The 17,566-nt window shown below is 42.6% G+C and carries 15 protein-coding genes, 8 tRNA genes, 1 rRNA gene and 1 pseudogene; 4 read left to right on the top strand and 21 right to left on the bottom strand.

All coding sequences use genetic code 11. The features are described 5' to 3' along the window. The coding region (locus ACFOZY_RS07760) for an ISL3 family transposase (RefSeq protein WP_378154015.1) at nt 1-726 on the top strand (726 nt) is incomplete at its 5' end. Between the two features lie 111 nt (nt 727-837). Here ACFOZY_RS07760 and ACFOZY_RS07755 read toward each other — a convergent pair. Beyond that, nucleotides 838-1,437: a hypothetical protein gene (locus ACFOZY_RS07755; RefSeq protein WP_378154013.1), complete on the bottom strand. Its 600-nt coding sequence runs from the start codon at nt 1,435-1,437 to the stop codon at nt 838-840. Nucleotides 1,438-1,636: 199 nt separating this feature from the next. Between ACFOZY_RS07755 and ACFOZY_RS07750 the strand changes: the two genes are divergently transcribed. Next, nucleotides 1,637-2,134 (top strand): hypothetical protein, encoded by a 498-nt coding sequence (locus tag ACFOZY_RS07750; RefSeq protein ID WP_378154011.1) that lies wholly within the window; start codon nt 1,637-1,639, stop codon nt 2,132-2,134. A 139-nt stretch (nt 2,135-2,273) separates the two neighbouring features. After that, a pseudogene (locus tag ACFOZY_RS07745) lies at nt 2,274-3,645 on the top strand (IS1182 family transposase). 227 nt (nt 3,646-3,872) lie between these two features. Here the strand turns inward: ACFOZY_RS07745 and glmS are convergent. From glmS to ACFOZY_RS07690, 11 genes are all read right to left on the bottom strand, one after another. Further along, entirely contained in the window at nt 3,873-5,675 is a 1,803-nt protein-coding gene (glmS, locus tag ACFOZY_RS07740) for a glutamine--fructose-6-phosphate transaminase (isomerizing) (RefSeq protein ID WP_378154511.1), read from the bottom strand. Between the two features lie 468 nt (nt 5,676-6,143). Beyond that, nucleotides 6,144-7,103: a nuclease-related domain-containing protein gene (locus tag ACFOZY_RS07735; RefSeq protein WP_378154009.1), complete on the bottom strand. Its 960-nt coding sequence runs from the start codon at nt 7,101-7,103 to the stop codon at nt 6,144-6,146. Between the two features lie 117 nt (nt 7,104-7,220). Further along, nucleotides 7,221-7,349, bottom strand: coding sequence for a hypothetical protein (locus tag ACFOZY_RS07730; RefSeq protein WP_378154007.1), 129 nt, complete (start codon nt 7,347-7,349; stop codon nt 7,221-7,223). A 287-nt stretch (nt 7,350-7,636) separates the two neighbouring features. Beyond that, nucleotides 7,637-8,986, bottom strand: a complete 1,350-nt coding sequence (gene glmM / locus ACFOZY_RS07725; protein WP_378154005.1) for a phosphoglucosamine mutase — start codon at nt 8,984-8,986, stop codon at nt 7,637-7,639. Nucleotides 8,987-9,018: 32 nt separating this feature from the next. Next, the gene (locus ACFOZY_RS07720; protein WP_378154003.1) at nt 9,019-10,335 is read right to left on the bottom strand and encodes a CdaR family protein; all 1,317 of its coding nucleotides are present in this window, start codon (nt 10,333-10,335) and stop codon (nt 9,019-9,021) included. Continuing rightward, complete coding sequence (cdaA, locus tag ACFOZY_RS07715; RefSeq protein WP_378154001.1) at nt 10,328-11,164, bottom strand: diadenylate cyclase CdaA; 837 nt, start codon at nt 11,162-11,164, stop codon at nt 10,328-10,330. The genes ACFOZY_RS07720 and cdaA overlap by 8 nt, the downstream gene beginning before the upstream one ends. Nucleotides 11,165-11,273: 109 nt before the next feature. After that, nucleotides 11,274-11,915 carry a zf-HC2 domain-containing protein gene (locus ACFOZY_RS07710; RefSeq protein WP_378153999.1) on the bottom strand — a complete coding sequence of 214 codons (642 nt, stop codon included), beginning with the start codon at nt 11,913-11,915 and terminating at the stop codon, nt 11,274-11,276. Nucleotides 11,916-11,929: 14 nt separating this feature from the next. Next, nucleotides 11,930-12,493 (bottom strand): RNA polymerase sigma factor SigW, encoded by a 564-nt coding sequence (sigW, locus tag ACFOZY_RS07705; RefSeq protein WP_378153997.1) that lies wholly within the window; start codon nt 12,491-12,493, stop codon nt 11,930-11,932. A gap of 182 nt (nt 12,494-12,675) precedes the next feature. Continuing rightward, nucleotides 12,676-13,581, bottom strand: a complete 906-nt coding sequence (rocF, locus tag ACFOZY_RS07700; protein WP_378153995.1) for an arginase — start codon at nt 13,579-13,581, stop codon at nt 12,676-12,678. 65 nt (nt 13,582-13,646) lie between these two features. Continuing rightward, a complete protein-coding gene (locus ACFOZY_RS07695; RefSeq protein ID WP_378153993.1) occupies nt 13,647-14,219 on the bottom strand; it encodes a GNAT family N-acetyltransferase in 573 nt (190 codons plus the stop codon). A gap of 227 nt (nt 14,220-14,446) precedes the next feature. Continuing rightward, the gene (locus ACFOZY_RS07690) at nt 14,447-15,508 is read right to left on the bottom strand and encodes a citrate synthase/methylcitrate synthase (protein WP_378153990.1); all 1,062 of its coding nucleotides are present in this window, start codon (nt 15,506-15,508) and stop codon (nt 14,447-14,449) included. Between the two features lie 98 nt (nt 15,509-15,606). Between ACFOZY_RS07690 and ACFOZY_RS07685 the strand changes: the two genes are divergently transcribed. Further along, nucleotides 15,607-16,491 (top strand): LysR family transcriptional regulator, encoded by an 885-nt coding sequence (locus ACFOZY_RS07685; protein WP_378153988.1) that lies wholly within the window; start codon nt 15,607-15,609, stop codon nt 16,489-16,491. 41 nt (nt 16,492-16,532) lie between these two features. Here the strand turns inward: ACFOZY_RS07685 and ACFOZY_RS07680 are convergent. From ACFOZY_RS07680 to rrf, 9 genes are all read right to left on the bottom strand, one after another. Then, nucleotides 16,533-16,605: transfer RNA gene (locus ACFOZY_RS07680), tRNA-Ala, on the bottom strand. A gap of 11 nt (nt 16,606-16,616) precedes the next feature. Further along, a tRNA-Lys gene (locus tag ACFOZY_RS07675) sits at nt 16,617-16,689 on the bottom strand. 16 nt (nt 16,690-16,705) lie between these two features. Continuing rightward, nucleotides 16,706-16,780: transfer RNA gene (locus ACFOZY_RS07670), tRNA-Gln, on the bottom strand. Between the two features lie 7 nt (nt 16,781-16,787). Beyond that, nucleotides 16,788-16,871: transfer RNA gene (locus ACFOZY_RS07665), tRNA-Tyr, on the bottom strand. Nucleotides 16,872-16,901: 30 nt separating this feature from the next. Then, nucleotides 16,902-16,977: transfer RNA gene (locus ACFOZY_RS07660), tRNA-Val, on the bottom strand. A 75-nt stretch (nt 16,978-17,052) separates the two neighbouring features. Continuing rightward, nucleotides 17,053-17,127: transfer RNA gene (locus ACFOZY_RS07655), tRNA-Glu, on the bottom strand. 20 nt (nt 17,128-17,147) lie between these two features. After that, nucleotides 17,148-17,220 (bottom strand) — tRNA-Thr (locus ACFOZY_RS07650). Between the two features lie 5 nt (nt 17,221-17,225). Then, nucleotides 17,226-17,300, bottom strand: a tRNA-Asn gene (locus ACFOZY_RS07645). A 46-nt stretch (nt 17,301-17,346) separates the two neighbouring features. Continuing rightward, nucleotides 17,347-17,462: ribosomal RNA gene (rrf, locus tag ACFOZY_RS07640) — 5S ribosomal RNA — on the bottom strand. Nucleotides 17,463-17,566 lie beyond the last annotated feature (104 nt).

The raw sequence follows: 17,566 nt of genomic DNA, 5'->3' as shown, positions 1-17,566 counted from the left end.
TATCAATTGATCATTGCCGACGCTGAAACAAAGGAGCCTTTGGATATCCTGCCAAACAGAAGGAAGAAGACGATTGTGGACTATCTTCAAAGGTATGGCATCCAGGTAGAAATCGTTGTCATGGATATGAGTCCTTCCTTTAAAGCCGCAGTCAGAAAGGTATTGAATAAGCCAGTTATTATCGCAGACCGCTTTCACTTCTGCCGATATATCTATTGGGCGTTAGATGGAGTCAGAAGGCGAGTCCAACTGGACTGGCATGATTATGATCGCAAGAAATGTAAGAGAATGCGCCACGTATTCTTCAAGGACAGCGAAAAACTAACGGATCAAGACCGTTGGTATCTTGAACGATATTTGAAGATGTCAGAGGAATTGCGCAAGGCATATGAATTGAAAGAGGCATACAACAAGTGGTTTAAAGGCGCGAAGACAAACGGTGAAAGCGGAATTGTAGAAATCAAAGAGGCACTTCACCGCTTTTACGCTCTTGTAAAGGAAGCAAATATCAAGGAGTTTATTCGGGCAATCCAGACATTCAGGAATTGGGAAACAGAGATCTTGAACAGCTTTTCTTTTAATTATTCCAATGGTTTTTTGGAAGGGATCAATAACAAGACGAAGGTCATGAAACGCAATGCCTACGGCTTTCGGAATTTCATTCGTGCAAGAGCACGAATCCTACTTTTACATAAGTATAAGAAGATTGAAGTTCACGTCGGGTAGGGTGAGAAAAAATCACCTCACCCCAACATTTGACGTAGAACCTCATTTGGTGATCTTTTAACTAGTTATTATACTGTTTTTCACTATATTTAATCGAACTTAACAGAATTGTTAAGGAAGGCTGTTTAATTTATCCCGAAACAACTGATCTGTATCACTTAACTGAATACTGCCGATCTTTCCTTCTTCTGAGAAGATGGCCTTTCCGACTACTTCATACGTAATTTTTTCTTCATTAGCTTCAAAATTAACCAGAGCTGTAAAATCGTATTGATTTTGGGCCTTTTCACTTTGAATAACCACAATATTTTTAACACTCATTCTATAATCAACATCAGTCTCACGATGATACTTATAAGCTGCGGTTTGCGTTATGAAATTCTCAAGACCATTCTCTGTAAAGTAAGGCTCGTAAATGCTACGAACATAATTATTTACCTCCTTTTGACGCTCTATAATAGCCTTCGCTTCTTCCTCCGAAGCATCTGAGGATAGGAAAGGAATATCCTCCAATAGACGAAGGTATTCTAAGTCAGGACCTGTCAATTCATGTTTGAGAACTTCTTTAACAGTGATAATGTTAATATCCTCATTTTGCCCATTAACCTGCTCAACCTGAGAACACCCCACAAGAGACATAATGAACATAATCGGGAGTAATATTTGAGCGGCTTTTTTACCTAAAGCTGTGCTCCTTATTAATGTGTTCATACTTAAACCCTCCTCTGTAATTTCCTTTATTTACGTTTTCCTTCCCAAAAAGATTCATTTTTTGTAATTTTTTATCCATATTAACTATTGCCAATTTTTATAAACATAGTATAACATAGTAAACGAGGGGGTATTTGTTAGAAATTTCAGTTAATATGTTTACCCCTTAAAAAAACAAATATTGAAAAGGGGGCTTTTCATGAAGAAATTTTTTTGTATCATCTTAGCTATCTTCTTAATTAGTTTTCTCATTTCTCCAGTAAGTGCCCATGAACATGAGCATGAACATGGAGAAAATGAAGCTGAACACACACATGCGTTGGACGAGACAGAACTTAATGCTGAATCTCACGTAGATGGGGATATTGGTCTTATGTACATACCATGCCCAGAAGGTGGGAAGCATCAGATGGCTGGGAAAGGTATGGCTACTGTTGAAATGGGCAATGGTGTTTTGTGGAAGTCGGCATCTTTGTACCAATGTAGCAAATGTTTAACGGTATTAGTCTCAGATAATAATTATTTTATCCATGACAAAAGACTTGGACCTGGTGACTATATATTAGAGGGTTTTTCTTACCCAATAGGTGCTGGTCAAAGACTTAAAACCAACCAGACACAAAAAAGTAAAAGTAGTTCATGGTTGACGAGTCCTTTCGATGGAATGGAGTTCTGTACATGTGGCGTAACTTACTAAGTTAATACGTTCTAAAAAGACTCCTTGACATACATTGTCAAAGAGTCTCAGACTGTAAACAAACTCGACGAAAGTCGGGGTTGCCTACAGTCTATTTTTTTATAAAATTATAGATATACCAATGCTTGAGGTGATTGAAATGTTGACTAAGAATAATTCGATCCAGCGGGATCAAATTGAAATGATCGCTCTTGACCAACTTGTACCGGCGAACCATCTGGTTCGCAAGATTGAGGCAGCGATTGACTTTTCATTCATTTATCCGCTTGTGGAAGACATGTATTCAGAAGTCGGTCGCCCAAGCATTGACCCGGTTGTATTAATTAAAATGACGTTTATCCAATATCTATTCGGCATACGGTCGATGCGCAAGACCATTGAGGAGATTGAAACGAACATGGCTTACCGTTGGTTCTTGGGCTTTGGTTTTTATGACAAGGTCCCTCACTTCTCTACGTTCGGAAAGAATTACGATCGCCGTTTCAAGGATAGTGATCTTTTTGAAGAGATCTTCTATAAGATCCTGAAGTAAGCAGCCTCAAAGAGATTAATTAGTGCGGAGCACGTATTCATCGACTCCACCCACGTAAAGGCAAGCGCAAATAAGAGGAAGTTTGTCAAAAAAGTTGTACGTAAGGAAACGCGTGACTATCAGGAAAGATTGAATGAGGAGATCAACCAGGACCGTGAGGATCATGGGAAGAAACCTATTTCTCCTGAGAAGTTCGAAATGGAAGAATACAAGGAAATTAAAGAGAGCACGACGGACCCAGAGAGCGGTTATTATGTAAAAGATGAACGCACAAAACAGTTCGCCTACTCTTACCACGCCGCAGCCGATCGGAACGGTTTTGTCCTTGGTGCCATTGTCACTCCTGGAAATACCCATGACAGTCATATCCTTGAGCCCTTGGTAGAGAAAGTAATTGATAAAGTCGGAAAGCCTGAAGCTATTGCCGCTGATGCTAGCTATAAGACTCCTGCTATTGCACAGTACCTGTTAGAAAATGATATCAAACCTGCATTGCCATATACTCGTCCACGTACAAAAGAAGGGTTCATGAGAAAGCACGAGTATGTATATGACGAATATTACGATTGCTACATCTGCCCCGACGGGCAGTTGTTGGAGTATGTGACCACGACGAAGAAAGGGTATCGGGAATATAAGTCCAATCCTTTAATCTGTAAGAACTGTCCATTACTTTCTCAGTGTACGTTGAGCCAGAATCATCAGAAGGTTATCCAGAGGCATGTCTGGCAAGATGCATTGGAAGAAGCAGAACATCTTCGTCATCAGGATGACATTAAAGAAATCTACGCAAGACGAAAAGAAACCATCGAGCGGGTTTTCGCTGATGGAAAAGAAAAGCATGGTATGCGTTGGATAACCCTACGAGGTCTTAAAAAATTGTCCATGCAGGCGATGCTTACTTTTGCTGCCATGAATTTGAAAGATGGCCAGTTGGACATGGCAAGGTCCAAGAATTGCCAGAGAAAATGCCTCGTAGAGGCATCACTTTCTTAAAATACCGCCAAAAAACTCAAAAGGCACTTCGAATGTCTCCATTCGAAGTGCCTTTTGTCTACAATCTGACCTGGTTAGTAATCTAACCAGGTTTTTATACGTCACGACTGAGTTGTATACGTCACGACTGAGTTGTATACGTCACGACCGAGTTGTATACGTCACGACCGAGTTGTATTTCCACAAGTTTTTTTGAATATATTTAATTACTTACTCAACTGTAACGGATTTAGCCAAGTTACGTGGTTTATCGACATCACAGCCACGGTGCAGAGATGCATAGTAGCTGATCAATTGTAGCGGTACAACTGATACAAGCGGTGTTAGCAATGGATGAACGTGTGGGATGACGAGTGTATCGCCTTCTTCATCAAGTCCAGCCATGGAAATGATGCAAGGGTTAGCACCACGTGCTACAACCTCTTTCACGTTTCCGCGAATATTGAGGCTCACTTCTTCTTGAGTCGCAAGTGCGAAGACAGGCGTTCCTTCTTCGATCAGTGCGATCGTACCGTGTTTTAATTCCCCACCGGCAAAACCTTCTGCCTGGATGTAGGAGATTTCTTTTAATTTCAACGCACCTTCCAAGCTGACATGGTAGTCAAGCTGGCGGCCGATGAAGAACGCATTGCGTGTTACTTCAAGGAAGTCACGTGCGATTTGTTCCATTTCGTCCTTCGCATCTACCATTGCTTGGACTGCATTTGCGACAATTCCTAATTCTTGTGTTAAGTCAAAGCCAACCGGAAGAGCTTGAGATTCAGCAAATACCGTTGCTGCAATTGCCAACACTGCAATTTGAGCAACATATGCTTTTGTCGAAGCTACCGCAATTTCAGGACCGGCATGCAAGAGCAACGTGTGGTCCGCTTCACGGGACAATGTCGAGCCTTGTACGTTCGTGACTGTAAGAGATGGATAGCCCATTTTCTTCACTTTCACCAATACTTGGCGGCTGTCAGCTGTTTCACCGGATTGTGTGATGAAGATGAAAAGCGGCTTCTTCGAAAGAAGCGGGATGTTGTAGCCGAATTCACTGGAAATGTGAACTTCGACTGGAATACCTGCAATTTTCTCAAAGTATTCTTTTCCGACAAGCCCTGCATGGTAGCTTGTTCCTGCAGCAATAATGTACAAGCGATCTGCTTCTTTTAATGCAGTTAAGATTGCCGGATCGATCGTTAAGTTTCCGTTATCATCTTGGTACGCTTGGATGATTTTGCGAAGAACAGCGGGCTGTTCGTCAATTTCTTTCAGCATATAGTGAGGGTATGTTCCCTTTTCAATATCGCTCATGTCAAGTTCTGCTGTGTATGGCGCACGGTTGATCACTTCGCCATCAAGCGTTTGGATTTCAACAGAATCCTTTGTGACGATGACCATTTCCTGATCGTGAAGTTCTACAAATTGGTCTGTCACTTGAAGCATCGCCATTGCATCGGACGCCACTACGTTGAAGTCCGGTCCAAGTCCTGCAAGAAGCGGGCTTTTATTTTTTGCAACGAAGATTGTTCCTTCTTCTTGCGCATCAAGTAGAGCAAGTGCATAGGAACCATGAAGCAGCTTCAATGTTTTACGGAATGCTTCAGCAGTTGTTAGTCCGTCATTCGCAAATTTTTCAACAAGCTGAACAATGACTTCTGTATCCGTATCGGATTTCATCTGAACATCCGATAGATATTCTTTTTGTAAACGGTGATAGTTTTCGATTACACCATTATGCACAAGCGTAAAGCGACCAGACGCACTTTGATGAGGGTGGGCATTTTGTTGGTTCGGCACTCCGTGAGTTGCCCAACGAGTATGTCCAATCCCAGTCGATCCGATAATGGCTGGATCTACTGCATCACGTAGGTCCGCAATACGTCCTTTTTCTTTAAAGACCGTGATGCCTTCTTCATTTTGTACTGCAATACCCGCAGAGTCATAACCGCGGTATTCTAATTTTTCTAATCCCTTTAACAGGATTTCTTTTGAATCTAAATCTCCAATATAACCTACAATTCCACACATGTTGTCATTTCCTCCAGTATCCATTCAAGTCCAAATAAGCGTACTGCCTGAATGCAGCCGCTCCATTGTCTGAATGCCTTCTTTCCCTTTTGTCCGTTCGATCGCTCGAACGATTTTTAGGAAAGAGTAACAACCGGGCACTTACGGTCGGGAGGCATCCGCCGAAATTTCGATGAACCTCCACCTCGTCAACTGAAGATTGTTTCCGTCCGATTTCTTCAGCTCAGGCGCTATTATTGTCTTCCGATTTCTTTTACGCGCACCCTGCGCTCCTTTCGCGCGACATGTTCAATTATGAACAAGCTTTTTTATCATACAAAAAAAGGGTGATTCCGTCAATGAATGGCAGAATACAAATACGTTACAAACTGGAACCGCCAAAAAACGGTCTTACGCTATTTTCCCGCACATTTCATAAATTAAACCATCCCTTATACTATTAATTTTATTCAAAAAAAAAAGAATCGGTCACTCCGATTCTTTTAGGGTGTATACTCGCCCGCTTGTTAAGTTCTTGGCATCTAAGCATTTAAGGCGTAACATTCTCGACGCAGTATAGACAGACGTAACATGACAAAATTGTCTAAACTCCTTATTTGTAATAGTAGGTTTAACGATTGTTAAGTAGTCCTTAATAGCTGAATGATGTGCATCTCTTGATTTGAAACCACAAAAAGGACATAACCAAATCATCTTCCATTCCATTGGAAGCTGACCGCATGATGGACAAATTACTCCTGTTTCGATTTCGCTATGATGAAGTTTGTAGTAATTACATAGTGGGGGTGGCTTAAAATGTTCTTGAATAAAAGAGAAAGTGTTTTTTAGATGGGAAATGTCGTCGTAAGAAAGAAGTGGGGATGAAAAATGAGAAAGCATTGCTGAAATCTTTTCGATTAATGTCTCAAGTTTATACACTCTATAAACAGGTGGTTTAGTAACTAATCTGCTATTTTTAGCAGTCATAAAAGCTGCTCCGGTAACCGGAAGGGGGATATTATGCCGTAAAAACCAATTTTCCATAAACCTTATATTTTTAAGAACCTGATAATGTGGATTGGGGAAATATTTTTTATTTCCTTCCTGATTAAATCTATAGAATTCCTCTGTCTTGTCATCGAAATATAGTTCTCCACTGATATTTTTTGCTTCTAATACAAGACAAACACGATCTGTAATTAATAAGAAATCAATTTGTGTCTTCCATTCTCCGTCAGCCAGATTTACATCTTGTAATAGTACGTACGGTATTTGTAATCTTAATTCTGCAAGTTTTTTCTTCATACGCTCTTCACCCAGTACCCCGACTTCACGCAGTCGATAATCTTCTATGATTTGTTCATACTTGGGTTGATCCTGGCTAAGCCTTCTAAGTAAAGAACGCATTGTAGAAAGCCGATTTCTAATATTGTTTGTTATTCTTAACACCTCCTGTAATCTATCATATCAAATCGCTTTACTATAACAAGAATATTCAGTATTTTATGTTGGGGTTTCGCTTTATGGTTTGAACATCCGATTTTTGTGAATTCGTATTTCTCTTAATCAACTCTCAAAATCAGCGGACTCTTTTGCACTTTTGTGACCATCTTTTGCAGGTTGCGGTTGATCTTTTGCACCTTTAGCCGAATCTTTTGCGGTTCCGCACTGCCTTTTTGCACCTCTCGGAATCATGAACCTTCTTTTGCACTTTCGTGCCCATCTTTTGCGGGTTGCGGTTGTTCTTTTGCACCTTTAGCCGAATCTTTTGCGGTTCCACACTGCCCTTTTGCACCTCTCAGAATCATGAACCTTCTTTTGCACTTTCGTGACCATCTTTTGCAGGTTGCGGTTGATCTTTTGCACCTTTAGCCGATCCTTTTGCGGTTCCCTGCAACTCTTTTGCACCTTACTTACCTATACACGAAATCCTTTAGACAAAAAAAGACCCAGCTCAAAAGCCAGGTCCCACAACAATCTAATTATTCAATTCCCATTTCAGCACGCACCACATCGGCAATTCTGTCGACGTAGCGTTTGCAGTCTTCTTCGGTTGGTGCTTCAACCATGACGCGGACTAATGGTTCGGTTCCGGACGGGCGGACTAACACACGGCCGTTGCCAGCCATTTCAGATTCAACTTCTCCGATGACTGCGGCTACTTTTTCATTGTCCGTCACAGCATGTTTATCCGTTACGCGGACATTCACTAACTCTTGAGGGAATACTTTCATTTCACTCGCCAACTCGGATAATTTTTTACCAGTCAATTTCATGATGTTCACCAATTGCAAGCCTGTTAGTAATCCGTCACCTGTTGTGTTGTAATCCAGGAAGACGATGTGACCTGATTGTTCGCCGCCCAAGTTATATCCGTTTGTTTTCATTTCTTCTACAACATAACGGTCACCGACTGCAGTTTGAACGCTCTTCATACCGTTTTCTTCCAACGCTTTGTAAAAGCCCATATTGCTCATTACTGTCGACACGACGGTATTTCCGTTCAATCTGCCTTCTTCATTCATATGCTTAGCACAAATGTACATGATTTGGTCGCCATCGACGATGTTACCTTTTTCGTCTACAGCGATCAGACGGTCACCGTCGCCGTCGAACGCAAGTCCAACGTCAGCCCCTTTTTCAAGTACAAACTTAGCTAGTGCATCCGGATGAGTGGAACCAACACCATCGTTGATATTCAACCCGTTCGGAGATGCACCCATTGTGGATAAATCAGCATCCAAGTCGGCAAATACATGTGTCGCCAGCGTAGAAGTGGCTCCGTGGGCACAATCCAAGGCTACGTGTAATTTAGTGAAGTCTTCATCCACAGTTTGTTTCAAGTATTGAATATATTTCAAGCCGCCTTCGTAATAATCAGTTACGGATCCCAAGTCCCCGCCAACTGGACGCGGCAATTCGTCGGTTTCTGCGTTCAATAAAGCTTCGATTTCCGCTTCCTGATCATCCGACAGTTTAAAACCATCTGGACCGAAAAACTTAATACCATTATCTTCGACGGGATTATGGGATGCGGAGATCATGACTCCTGTATCGGCATTCATGACACGTGTCAAATAAGCGACACCCGGTGTACTAATGACACCAAGCTTCATCACTTCAGCGCCGATGGATAAAAGTCCAGCAACTAACGCCCCTTCTAACATATGGCCGGAAATCCGAGTATCACGGCCGATTAATACTTTTGGCCGGTCACCCCGGTCTTTCGTCAGCACGTAGCCTCCGAAACGTCCAAGTTTAAATGCTAACTCAGGTGTTAATTCGCTATTGGCTACTCCGCGGACACCATCTGTTCCAAAATATTTAACCATTCTACTTCTCTCTCCTTCAATCCTGTGCTAAGTTACGCCCGTTCGACTTGAAGCGTAATATTATTTGAAGATAAGGACCAATCAACGCTTTCCGGTCCATTAACAGAAACTGTCATCTCATTTTCTCCTTCTTTTGCTCTGCTTGCATCGACGAACAGTTTAAAGTCGGATTTATTCAGTTGATTGATTTGTTCGGGCTTGCCCCTTACTGTTAGTGTCAGAAGTCCTCGATCCGGTTGGATGAACGTACTTTTATACTGGTCCGACAATCCTCTTACCTCAATCGGAACTTCCACAAACACTTTTTGTGCTTCCACTGGCTCTGTTTGTTCAGTAGAAGAAGGAACTTCGGTAGGTGGAGTCTGTGCTGTCGGTGTTTCTGCCGGCACTTCCGCTCCTTCTGGCGTTTCCTCTTCAACAGTAGCTGCTACATTTACTTCGATTTCATCACGCGATAGCTTGGAAATCCCTTTCGGTGCTTTGAGATTAAGGGTTTGTACTTGGGAAGCAGTGACATCTGAAATATCGACATCTACTACTAACGATTCCATTTCATCCACTACGGACCTCTTGCCATAGACTCGGACAGTCCGTTGATTCGCTGAAAGGGAGTTGATTGTCACACCTTCCCTTGGAGTCCCACGCTGTCTGAGCTCAATCGGTACTTCTCGACTATATTGTTCAATCGTGACCGTCATTGAGACCTCTTCCGGTTCAATAGACACGGTAAGCTTGTTCAACTCTTTGTCGAGGACACGCACTCGCGTATTCCTCGTGAACGTTTCATCCATACCCTCTTCTCCAGAAACTGAAGCTTTTACAAATGCAATTGCATCGATGGTGCTTTTTGCACCAGTAATTTGAACAGTGGAAGGCTCTACTTTCACATCCGTCACAATATAATCTTCAGATAAGAGCTGTTCATTAATTTCGGGTTCTACTCTAACGGTTTCAGTAATTTTTTCTTCAATTACGACATTGACGACACTTGGGTCAATCCGTACTGAAAGCTTTTCAGAAATGTTCTCATGCTGAATCTTGACGGTTTGTTCACCTAATGTATATTCACGAAGGTCAACAAAAATCGTAAAATCACGAAGGGCCCGTTCCGTTTGAACTAAATTCAAGGGTCCATCTATTGTGACATCCACTGTATCCGGAATGCCGCTTACAACTAAATTCTCTGCATCATAGTAAACTTCAACTGGAATATCTCGCATAACTTCGGTCGATGTTCCTGCTGCATTTTTATTGTCGTCATCACTTGATTTGACTGTGAAGAAAAGAAGCATGGCTAATAGAAGTGCCGTAATTCGCAAAAACCAGGGGCTATCCATCAATTTATCCATTCTTTTTCCCTCCCCATGTCCACTTGGAGGACTGGCTTTGTTCGATTTCCGGGCCGAACCACATTTTACGAAGGCGCGACTCGAAATCTTCCACAGACAGGTTTCGGTGTAAATCTCCATTCGCCGTCAAGCTGACTGCTCCGGTTTCTTCGGAGACAACAACTGTAATGGCGTCCGTTACTTCACTCAATCCCAGGGCGGCTCGATGCCGTGTACCGAGTTCTTTGGAGATGAACGGACTTTCCGATAGAGGCAAATAACAGGCTGCCGCGGCAATCCGATTTTTTTGGATAATCACCGCTCCGTCATGCAAAGGCGTATTCGGAATAAAGATGTTAATCAGTAATTCAGATGTAATTTCCGACTGAATCGGAATCCCGGTTTCGATATAATCTGTCAATCCTGTCTCCCGCTCAATGGAAATCAATGCACCAATCCTTCGTTTCGCCATATAGCTGACGGATTTGACCATTGCTTCAATGAGACGGTTTCGCTCTTCCAATTCCTGTTGGGAGCTTCGGGCAAAGAGCTTTCCTCGTCCGATCTGCTCCAAGGCACGCCGTAATTCTGGCTGGAAGATGATAATGATTGCGATGAATCCCCAGTCTAAAACCATCTGCATCAGCCAACCAAGTGTGTCCAGGCCGACGACTTCCGTGACAATACGGGCGATGATAATGACAAAGATCCCTTTCAGGAGTTGAACTGCTTTCGTTCCTTTAATAATGGCGATGAGCTTATATATAACAAACCATACAAGGAGTACATCGATGATATTGACCAGTACATTTAACGGGGTGAAGTCCGTAAACTGATCTAAAAATGTCATGTGGCATCCCCCACTTTTCCTCACAAATACATATGCGATAAGTATAACATAAGTGCAGGTTTCAACGCTTTTAGAAAGATAAAAAGTCTTCCATTAAACGGAAGACTTTTTACTCTAATTCTTCTTTCTTTTCGTCTTGGTTCATAAATGATACTGCATCCTTGAATCCGGTTTTAATCTTATACCAAAGCCAATCAAACGCTTTGTTGATCTCTTCGATCTGGCCAGTTACATTTGCTGTAGAGGCCATGTACTTCGCTCCGTTGATGATCGTGACATTTCCATCGACTTCTCCCTCGATTTGAAGATCACCATTGCGGACAACGAGATCACCTTTCACCGTCTCCCCTGCAGGTACAATTACTGTCTGACCTTGCACAATAATGTTCTCTTGCTTAGTTACAGAGAACTGTTGATCATCATTGAAATTTGAAAATAAGCTGGTGCTCATTAACAGCAGGAACAAAGATGCTGCTGTTGCTATTGGGTGCTGACGGAACCATCGTTGCACTCCGTTATATTTCTTTTCCTTCGGCAAGCGTGCAACCACTCGGTCTTTAAAGCCTTCTGGAGCCGTTACATGTGATGCACTTTTCACAAAGGCGATCGTTTTACTCAACTCATGCATATGCTTTTGGCAAGCGGTGCATGTTTCCAAATGCGCCTTTAATTCTTTTTCATGCGCAGCGCTGATTTCCCCGTCCAAATATTCATGCATCTGTTCTACAATACGTTCTGGACACGTACTCATGTCACGCTTCCCTCCTACAAGTTGCTCAGCTGTTTACGCAGAGCCTCCCGTCCTCTATGTATCCGCGTCTTGACTGTACCAAGCGGCAAGTCCAGTATTTCGCTGATTTCAAGAAGCGGAAGCTCTTCAATATATTTGAGCACAATTACAGATCGGTATTTATCCGGCAAACGGCCAATTTCGTACTGGACCCGATCCTGCAATTCCATTTTCATCAGTTCTTCCTCGGGCAGTTCCTCGTCAGCAGCCACTTGAGAATAAAGGGTCAGCCCTTCTGTCCCTCTAACTTCTGCATCCAAATAATAATCCGGTTTCTTCTTTCTTATACGGTCGATGCACAAATTAGTTGCAATCCGATATAGCCAAGTAGAAAATTTTCTTTTTTGATCGAACGTATGAATATTAATATAAGCACGGACAAACGCTTCCTGTGCGATATCTTCCGCCTCATGTCGATTGCCAAGCATCCTGTAACAAACCTGATACAATTTGTCCTGATACAATTCTACAATCTCAGTAAAAGCGTCGTAATCGCCTTTTAGCACCTGTTTGACCCGCTTGTTGACTAACGCATCCATTTCATTCTCCCTCCGCTTTCATGCGGCTGTCCCCTATATACGTTCTTAGGCATAGACAGGTTTCATTTTTTCTCTATCTTTTTATTTTACCAAAAGTGGGAGGTCTCTACCTGATTATTTATAAAATATTTACAATTCATTTCACACAAAAAAGAAGCGGAAATACCCGCTTCCATTCTTAACTATAGTAATCTCTCACCAAATAAGGATCCCATCAGAGCGACAGCCACATCAGCCGTCTTATTCCGTTCGTCCAAGATCGGGTTAACCTCAACAAATTCAGCAGATGTAATCAGTCCGCTCTCTTCAAGCATCTCCATCGCCAAATGGCTTTCACGATACGTGATGCCCCCTGGAACCGGTGTACCGACTCCTGGTGTATAAAGCGGATCAAGTCCGTCCAAATCTAAAGAGAGATGGACCCCATCCACTTCACGGGACTTTAAGTAACTAATGGCGTCTTCTACAACTGCTGTCATACCCAATCGGTCAATTTCATGCATCGTGTAGACTTTAATGCCTCTTTCTTTTATCAATTCACGTTCTCCAGGATCAATGGAGCGTGCACCGATAATCACTATATTTTCAGGCTTCACCTTAGGGGCAAATCCACGAATGTTAACGAGTTCATCATGGCCAAGGCCAAGGCTCACTGCAAGTGGCATCCCGTGTATATTACCCGAAGGTGAAGTTTCATCTGTATTTAAGTCGGCATGTGCATCATACCAAATAACACCTAAGTTTTTGTACCGATCGGAAATGCCAGCAAGTGTACCAATAGCAATACTATGGTCGCCACCTAAAACAAGTGGGAATTTTCCGTTCGTTACTACTTCATGTACCTTGTCGGCCAATTTTGTATTGCCGATTCGAACCTCATTCAGATTCTTTAAGTTTGTTTGCGTCATGTCGGAGCTTTTCGTTACACGGACTTGTATATCCCCTTCATCCGTGACTTCATGGCCAATTGCTTCAAGTCGCTCGACAACTCCCGCATAACGGATGGCGCTTGGCCCCATATCTACACCGCGTCTTGCTTGCCCTAAATCCATCGGAACCCCAATAATAGCAATGTCTAATTTATTCATATTTTCATACCCCCTATTTGCCTACTAATATTGTAATAGAGGGATTACTTTGGCTCAACTGTACATCAAACGGTATATTTATTCATCATCATTTCAATATGAACTTTCACTATCGGCCATTCACTATCTATGATGGAATAAATCACTGCATGACGAATCTTTCCATTAGAACGGATTCGCTCATTACGCAGTATTCCTTCACGTGTAGCACCCAGCCGTTCAATCGCTCTCTGCGATCGTTCGTTTTCAATGTCCGTCTTAAACTGGACACGCATCATCCCAAGCGTATCAAAACAATACGTAAGCAGCAGCATTTTTGTTTTCGTGTTAATACCGGTTCGCTGATAGGCTTCTCCATAAAAGGTGGAGCCGATTTCACATGTTCGATGAGTCATATCGATTGAATAGATTCGGGTAGTTCCCATGATTTCATATGTCTGTGCGTGCTGAATGGTAAACGTGAGAGAACCTTCCGATTTTAAGCTGGAACTAATCCAAGCTTCTAACTGCTCCTTCGATTCAATCTTATTTAACATGTGCTCAAAAATGACCGGACTGTACAAATCCCAAAGCGGCTCAATGTCTTCCATAACCAGTGGACGAAGAAGAACAGTTCCGTCAGTCAAAATGGTTGCCACTTTTCATAACCTCGTTTCTCAAATAAGATGTTGGGTATTGCTGCTGCTATAAACGAACGAAAGGCCGACCATCGTTCCATTCCCAGCGACTGGTCGGCCTCTTTTTCATCCATAGATTGTATAAATTATAATGGGATTCAGTCCATTTGAAAATACATTTTTTTCTTAATTTACATTTGATAAGAAAATTTAATAAAGGGTAGCACAAATGTACTACCCATGGGGTTTTAAAGCATATTTCCGACATAAATCGACTGCGGTCGGAAGATTGTATTATCACTTAATTGTTCAATAGCATGTGCAGTCCAACCAACAATTCTGGCTGCACTAAATGTCGGTGTAAATAGTTCTGGAGGCATCGCAATTGACCGCATGATAGCAGCTGCATAGAACTCCACATTTGTATAAAGCTTCCTTCCCGGTTTATGAATGGCCAACAGCTCAATGATTTCCTTCTCTGCCTGCGTAGCCAAGTCCAACCATTCATCCTTGCCATGGAGTCTTAAACATTTCTCCCTAAGCAGTATTGAACGCGGGTCTTCCGTTTTGTAAACCCTATGCCCGAAGCCCATAATCCGTTCACCTTCCGAGAGCTTTTTCTCGATTACCGCTTTAACATCCCCTACTTCTCGAATCTCCTCAAGAAGATCTATCACACCAGATGGTGCCCCTCCATGAAGTGGTCCCTTCATCGTACCAAGTGCAGAAGTCACTGCAGCAGTTAAATCCGATTCAGTTGAAATCGTTACCCTTGCCGCAAAGGTAGATGCATTCAAGCCATGCTCCATCGTTAAGTTGAGATAAGTTTCCAATGCTTCAACTTGTGCATCGGATGGCTTTTCTCCATTCAACATCCATAAGTAATTCGCGGTGTGATTTAAAGTAGAATCTGGCTGAATTATCGGTAACCCTTGTTGCTTCCGATAATGTCTTGCGATGATCACTGGCAAAGTGGCAGTTAGGTTGACTGCTTGCTCATACAGTGGCAGTTCCTTGAAGCTTAGATGTGCAAATGCAGAGACCGCAGTCCGCGTAGCATCCATGATGGATATCTCTCCAGGCAGAGTATCAATTACCCGCTCAACATGTTCTGGCAGTTTTCGAACTGACTTGAAATCGACACTTTCCTTTTTTCCGTTCCAGATGAAGGTGGCCAGTTCCTCAAAAGTTGCTTCCCCGACTATTTCATCCACTTTTCTTCCTCGGTATCGCAACTCACCTTTTTCCCCGTCCACAGAAGCAATCTTCGTTTCAACAGCTACAACATCCTTCAAGCCTTTTTGTATCATATCCGTACGCCTCCTTTTCTTCAGTATAAAGCGCTTTATTGATAATAAAAATTAAAGATATATAATTAAATCAATTAATAATATTAATCGGAGGTTATATGGATACTCAATGGCTAAAAACTTTTTGTACAGCAGCAGAAACTTTGAACTTTAGAAAAACAGCTGAAAGATTGCTGATGTCCCAACCTAATGTCACTGTGCAAATTCGCTTATTAGAGGAACAACTCGGTTCCTCACTTTTCGACAGAATAAACAATCGGGTGTCTTTGTCTGACACAGGAAGATTCTTTTACCCCAAAGCTAAGCAGATTTTAGAAGATATTGACGATTCCTTCACGAAGGTCCATGCTTTTACGCAAGGCTATAGAAGACATTGGAGCATTGCAATCTCTCCTCTGATGGCAGAAACCATACTTCCTTATGTATTACGTTCATTTTTAAAGAAACATCCCGATATTGAAATTGGAATTCGAGTAGAAGATTCGGCAACAATTGAAGAATTGGTACTTTCAGGAGAAGTCAATATTGGTCTTTCAGCACTCGATGCAGGTTCGAAGAATGTAGAGTCAGTTCGTATTTATGAGGATCCCGTTCTATTCGTAACACCAACAGATCCATACGATGAGGAATCAGGTCCAGCAATCGATGTATCGGAAGTTTTACGAACTCATTATTTGTTTACTCATCACCATCCCGTGTTTTGGGATAACTTGTTGCTATCCTTAAACAAAAACGTAAAAGGCATTCGCACGATGAAAGTGACCCAAGCCCATATTGCCAAGCGCTTTGTACAGGAAGGATTAGGAGTTTCCTTTCTTCCTCATTCCATTGTCAGAAGGGAGCTGATTGAAGGCAAACTAATGCAGCCTTATTTCGATTTGTTTGAATTGCCTACGGTATCGACATTTGTTTTAGTCAAAACGAAGGGAGATATTGAAGAGGAATTCATGGATGTTTTGTTAAGCCATTACTTCGGAGGATAGAAAAAAACTCCTTTCCACTAGTGGAAAGGAGTTTTACTGTATGGAGCTTAGCGGGATCGAACCGCTGACCTCCTGCGTGCAAGGCAGGCGCTCTCCCAGCTGAGCTAAAGCCCCAAAAAGAAAAGTGAGCCATGAAGGACTCGAACCTTCGACCCTCTGATTAAAAGTCAGATGCTCTACCGACTGAGCTAATGGCTCATTATGAAAATGAAAATGGCTGGGGTAGCTGGATTCGAACCAACGCATGATGGAGTCAAAGTCCATTGCCTTACCGCTTGGCTATACCCCAATAAAACTGGTGGAGGGGGGCAGATTCGAACTGCCGAACCCGAAGGAGCGGATTTACAGTCCGCCGCGTTTAGCCACTTCGCTACCCCTCCATGTTATAAAAGGTGTTCACTTAAATTAGATGGTGGAGGATGACGGGATCGAACCGCCGACCCCCTGCTTGTAAGGCAGGTGCTCTCCCAGCTGAGCTAATCCTCCATTTAAAAATTGCGATAAGCGGTGCATCTCTCAATTTTAAATAAGTTTATCGATTTATGCAAGCTTGTCCTAAAATGGTGACCCCTACGGGATTCGAACCCGTGTTACCGCCGTGAAAGGGCGGTGTCTTAACCGCTTGACCAAGGGGCCTTGATCATGATGAAAATGAAAGCTTCCAACCGGGCTCGAACCGGTGACCTCTTCCTTACCATGGAAGCACTCTACCTACTGAGCTATGGAAGCAACAGTGGCTCCGAAGGCAGGATTCGAACCTGCGACCAACCGGTTAACAGCCGGTTGCTCTACCACTGAGCTACTTCGGAATAATTGTTAACAAAACAATTAGATGAAGAGAAAAATAATATGTATGCCCAGCGACGTCCTACTCTCGCAGGGGGAATCCCCCAACTACCATCGGCGCTGAAGAGCTTAACTTCCGTGTTCGGTATGGGAACGGGTGTGACCTCTTCGCCATCATCACTGGACTTATGAGCTTGTTCGCTCAAAACTGGATAAACAAGACATTGAAGCTTTTCAAGCAATCCTTCCGGATTTTACTTTATTAGGTTAAGTCCTCGATCGATTAGTA

The organism is Chungangia koreensis, assembly GCF_042651785.1.
Taxonomy (GTDB): domain Bacteria; phylum Bacillota; class Bacilli; order Bacillales_A; family Planococcaceae; genus Chungangia; species Chungangia koreensis.
Note: the sequence above shows the minus strand (reverse complement) of the source record. Positions and strands in the feature narration are given on the sequence as shown.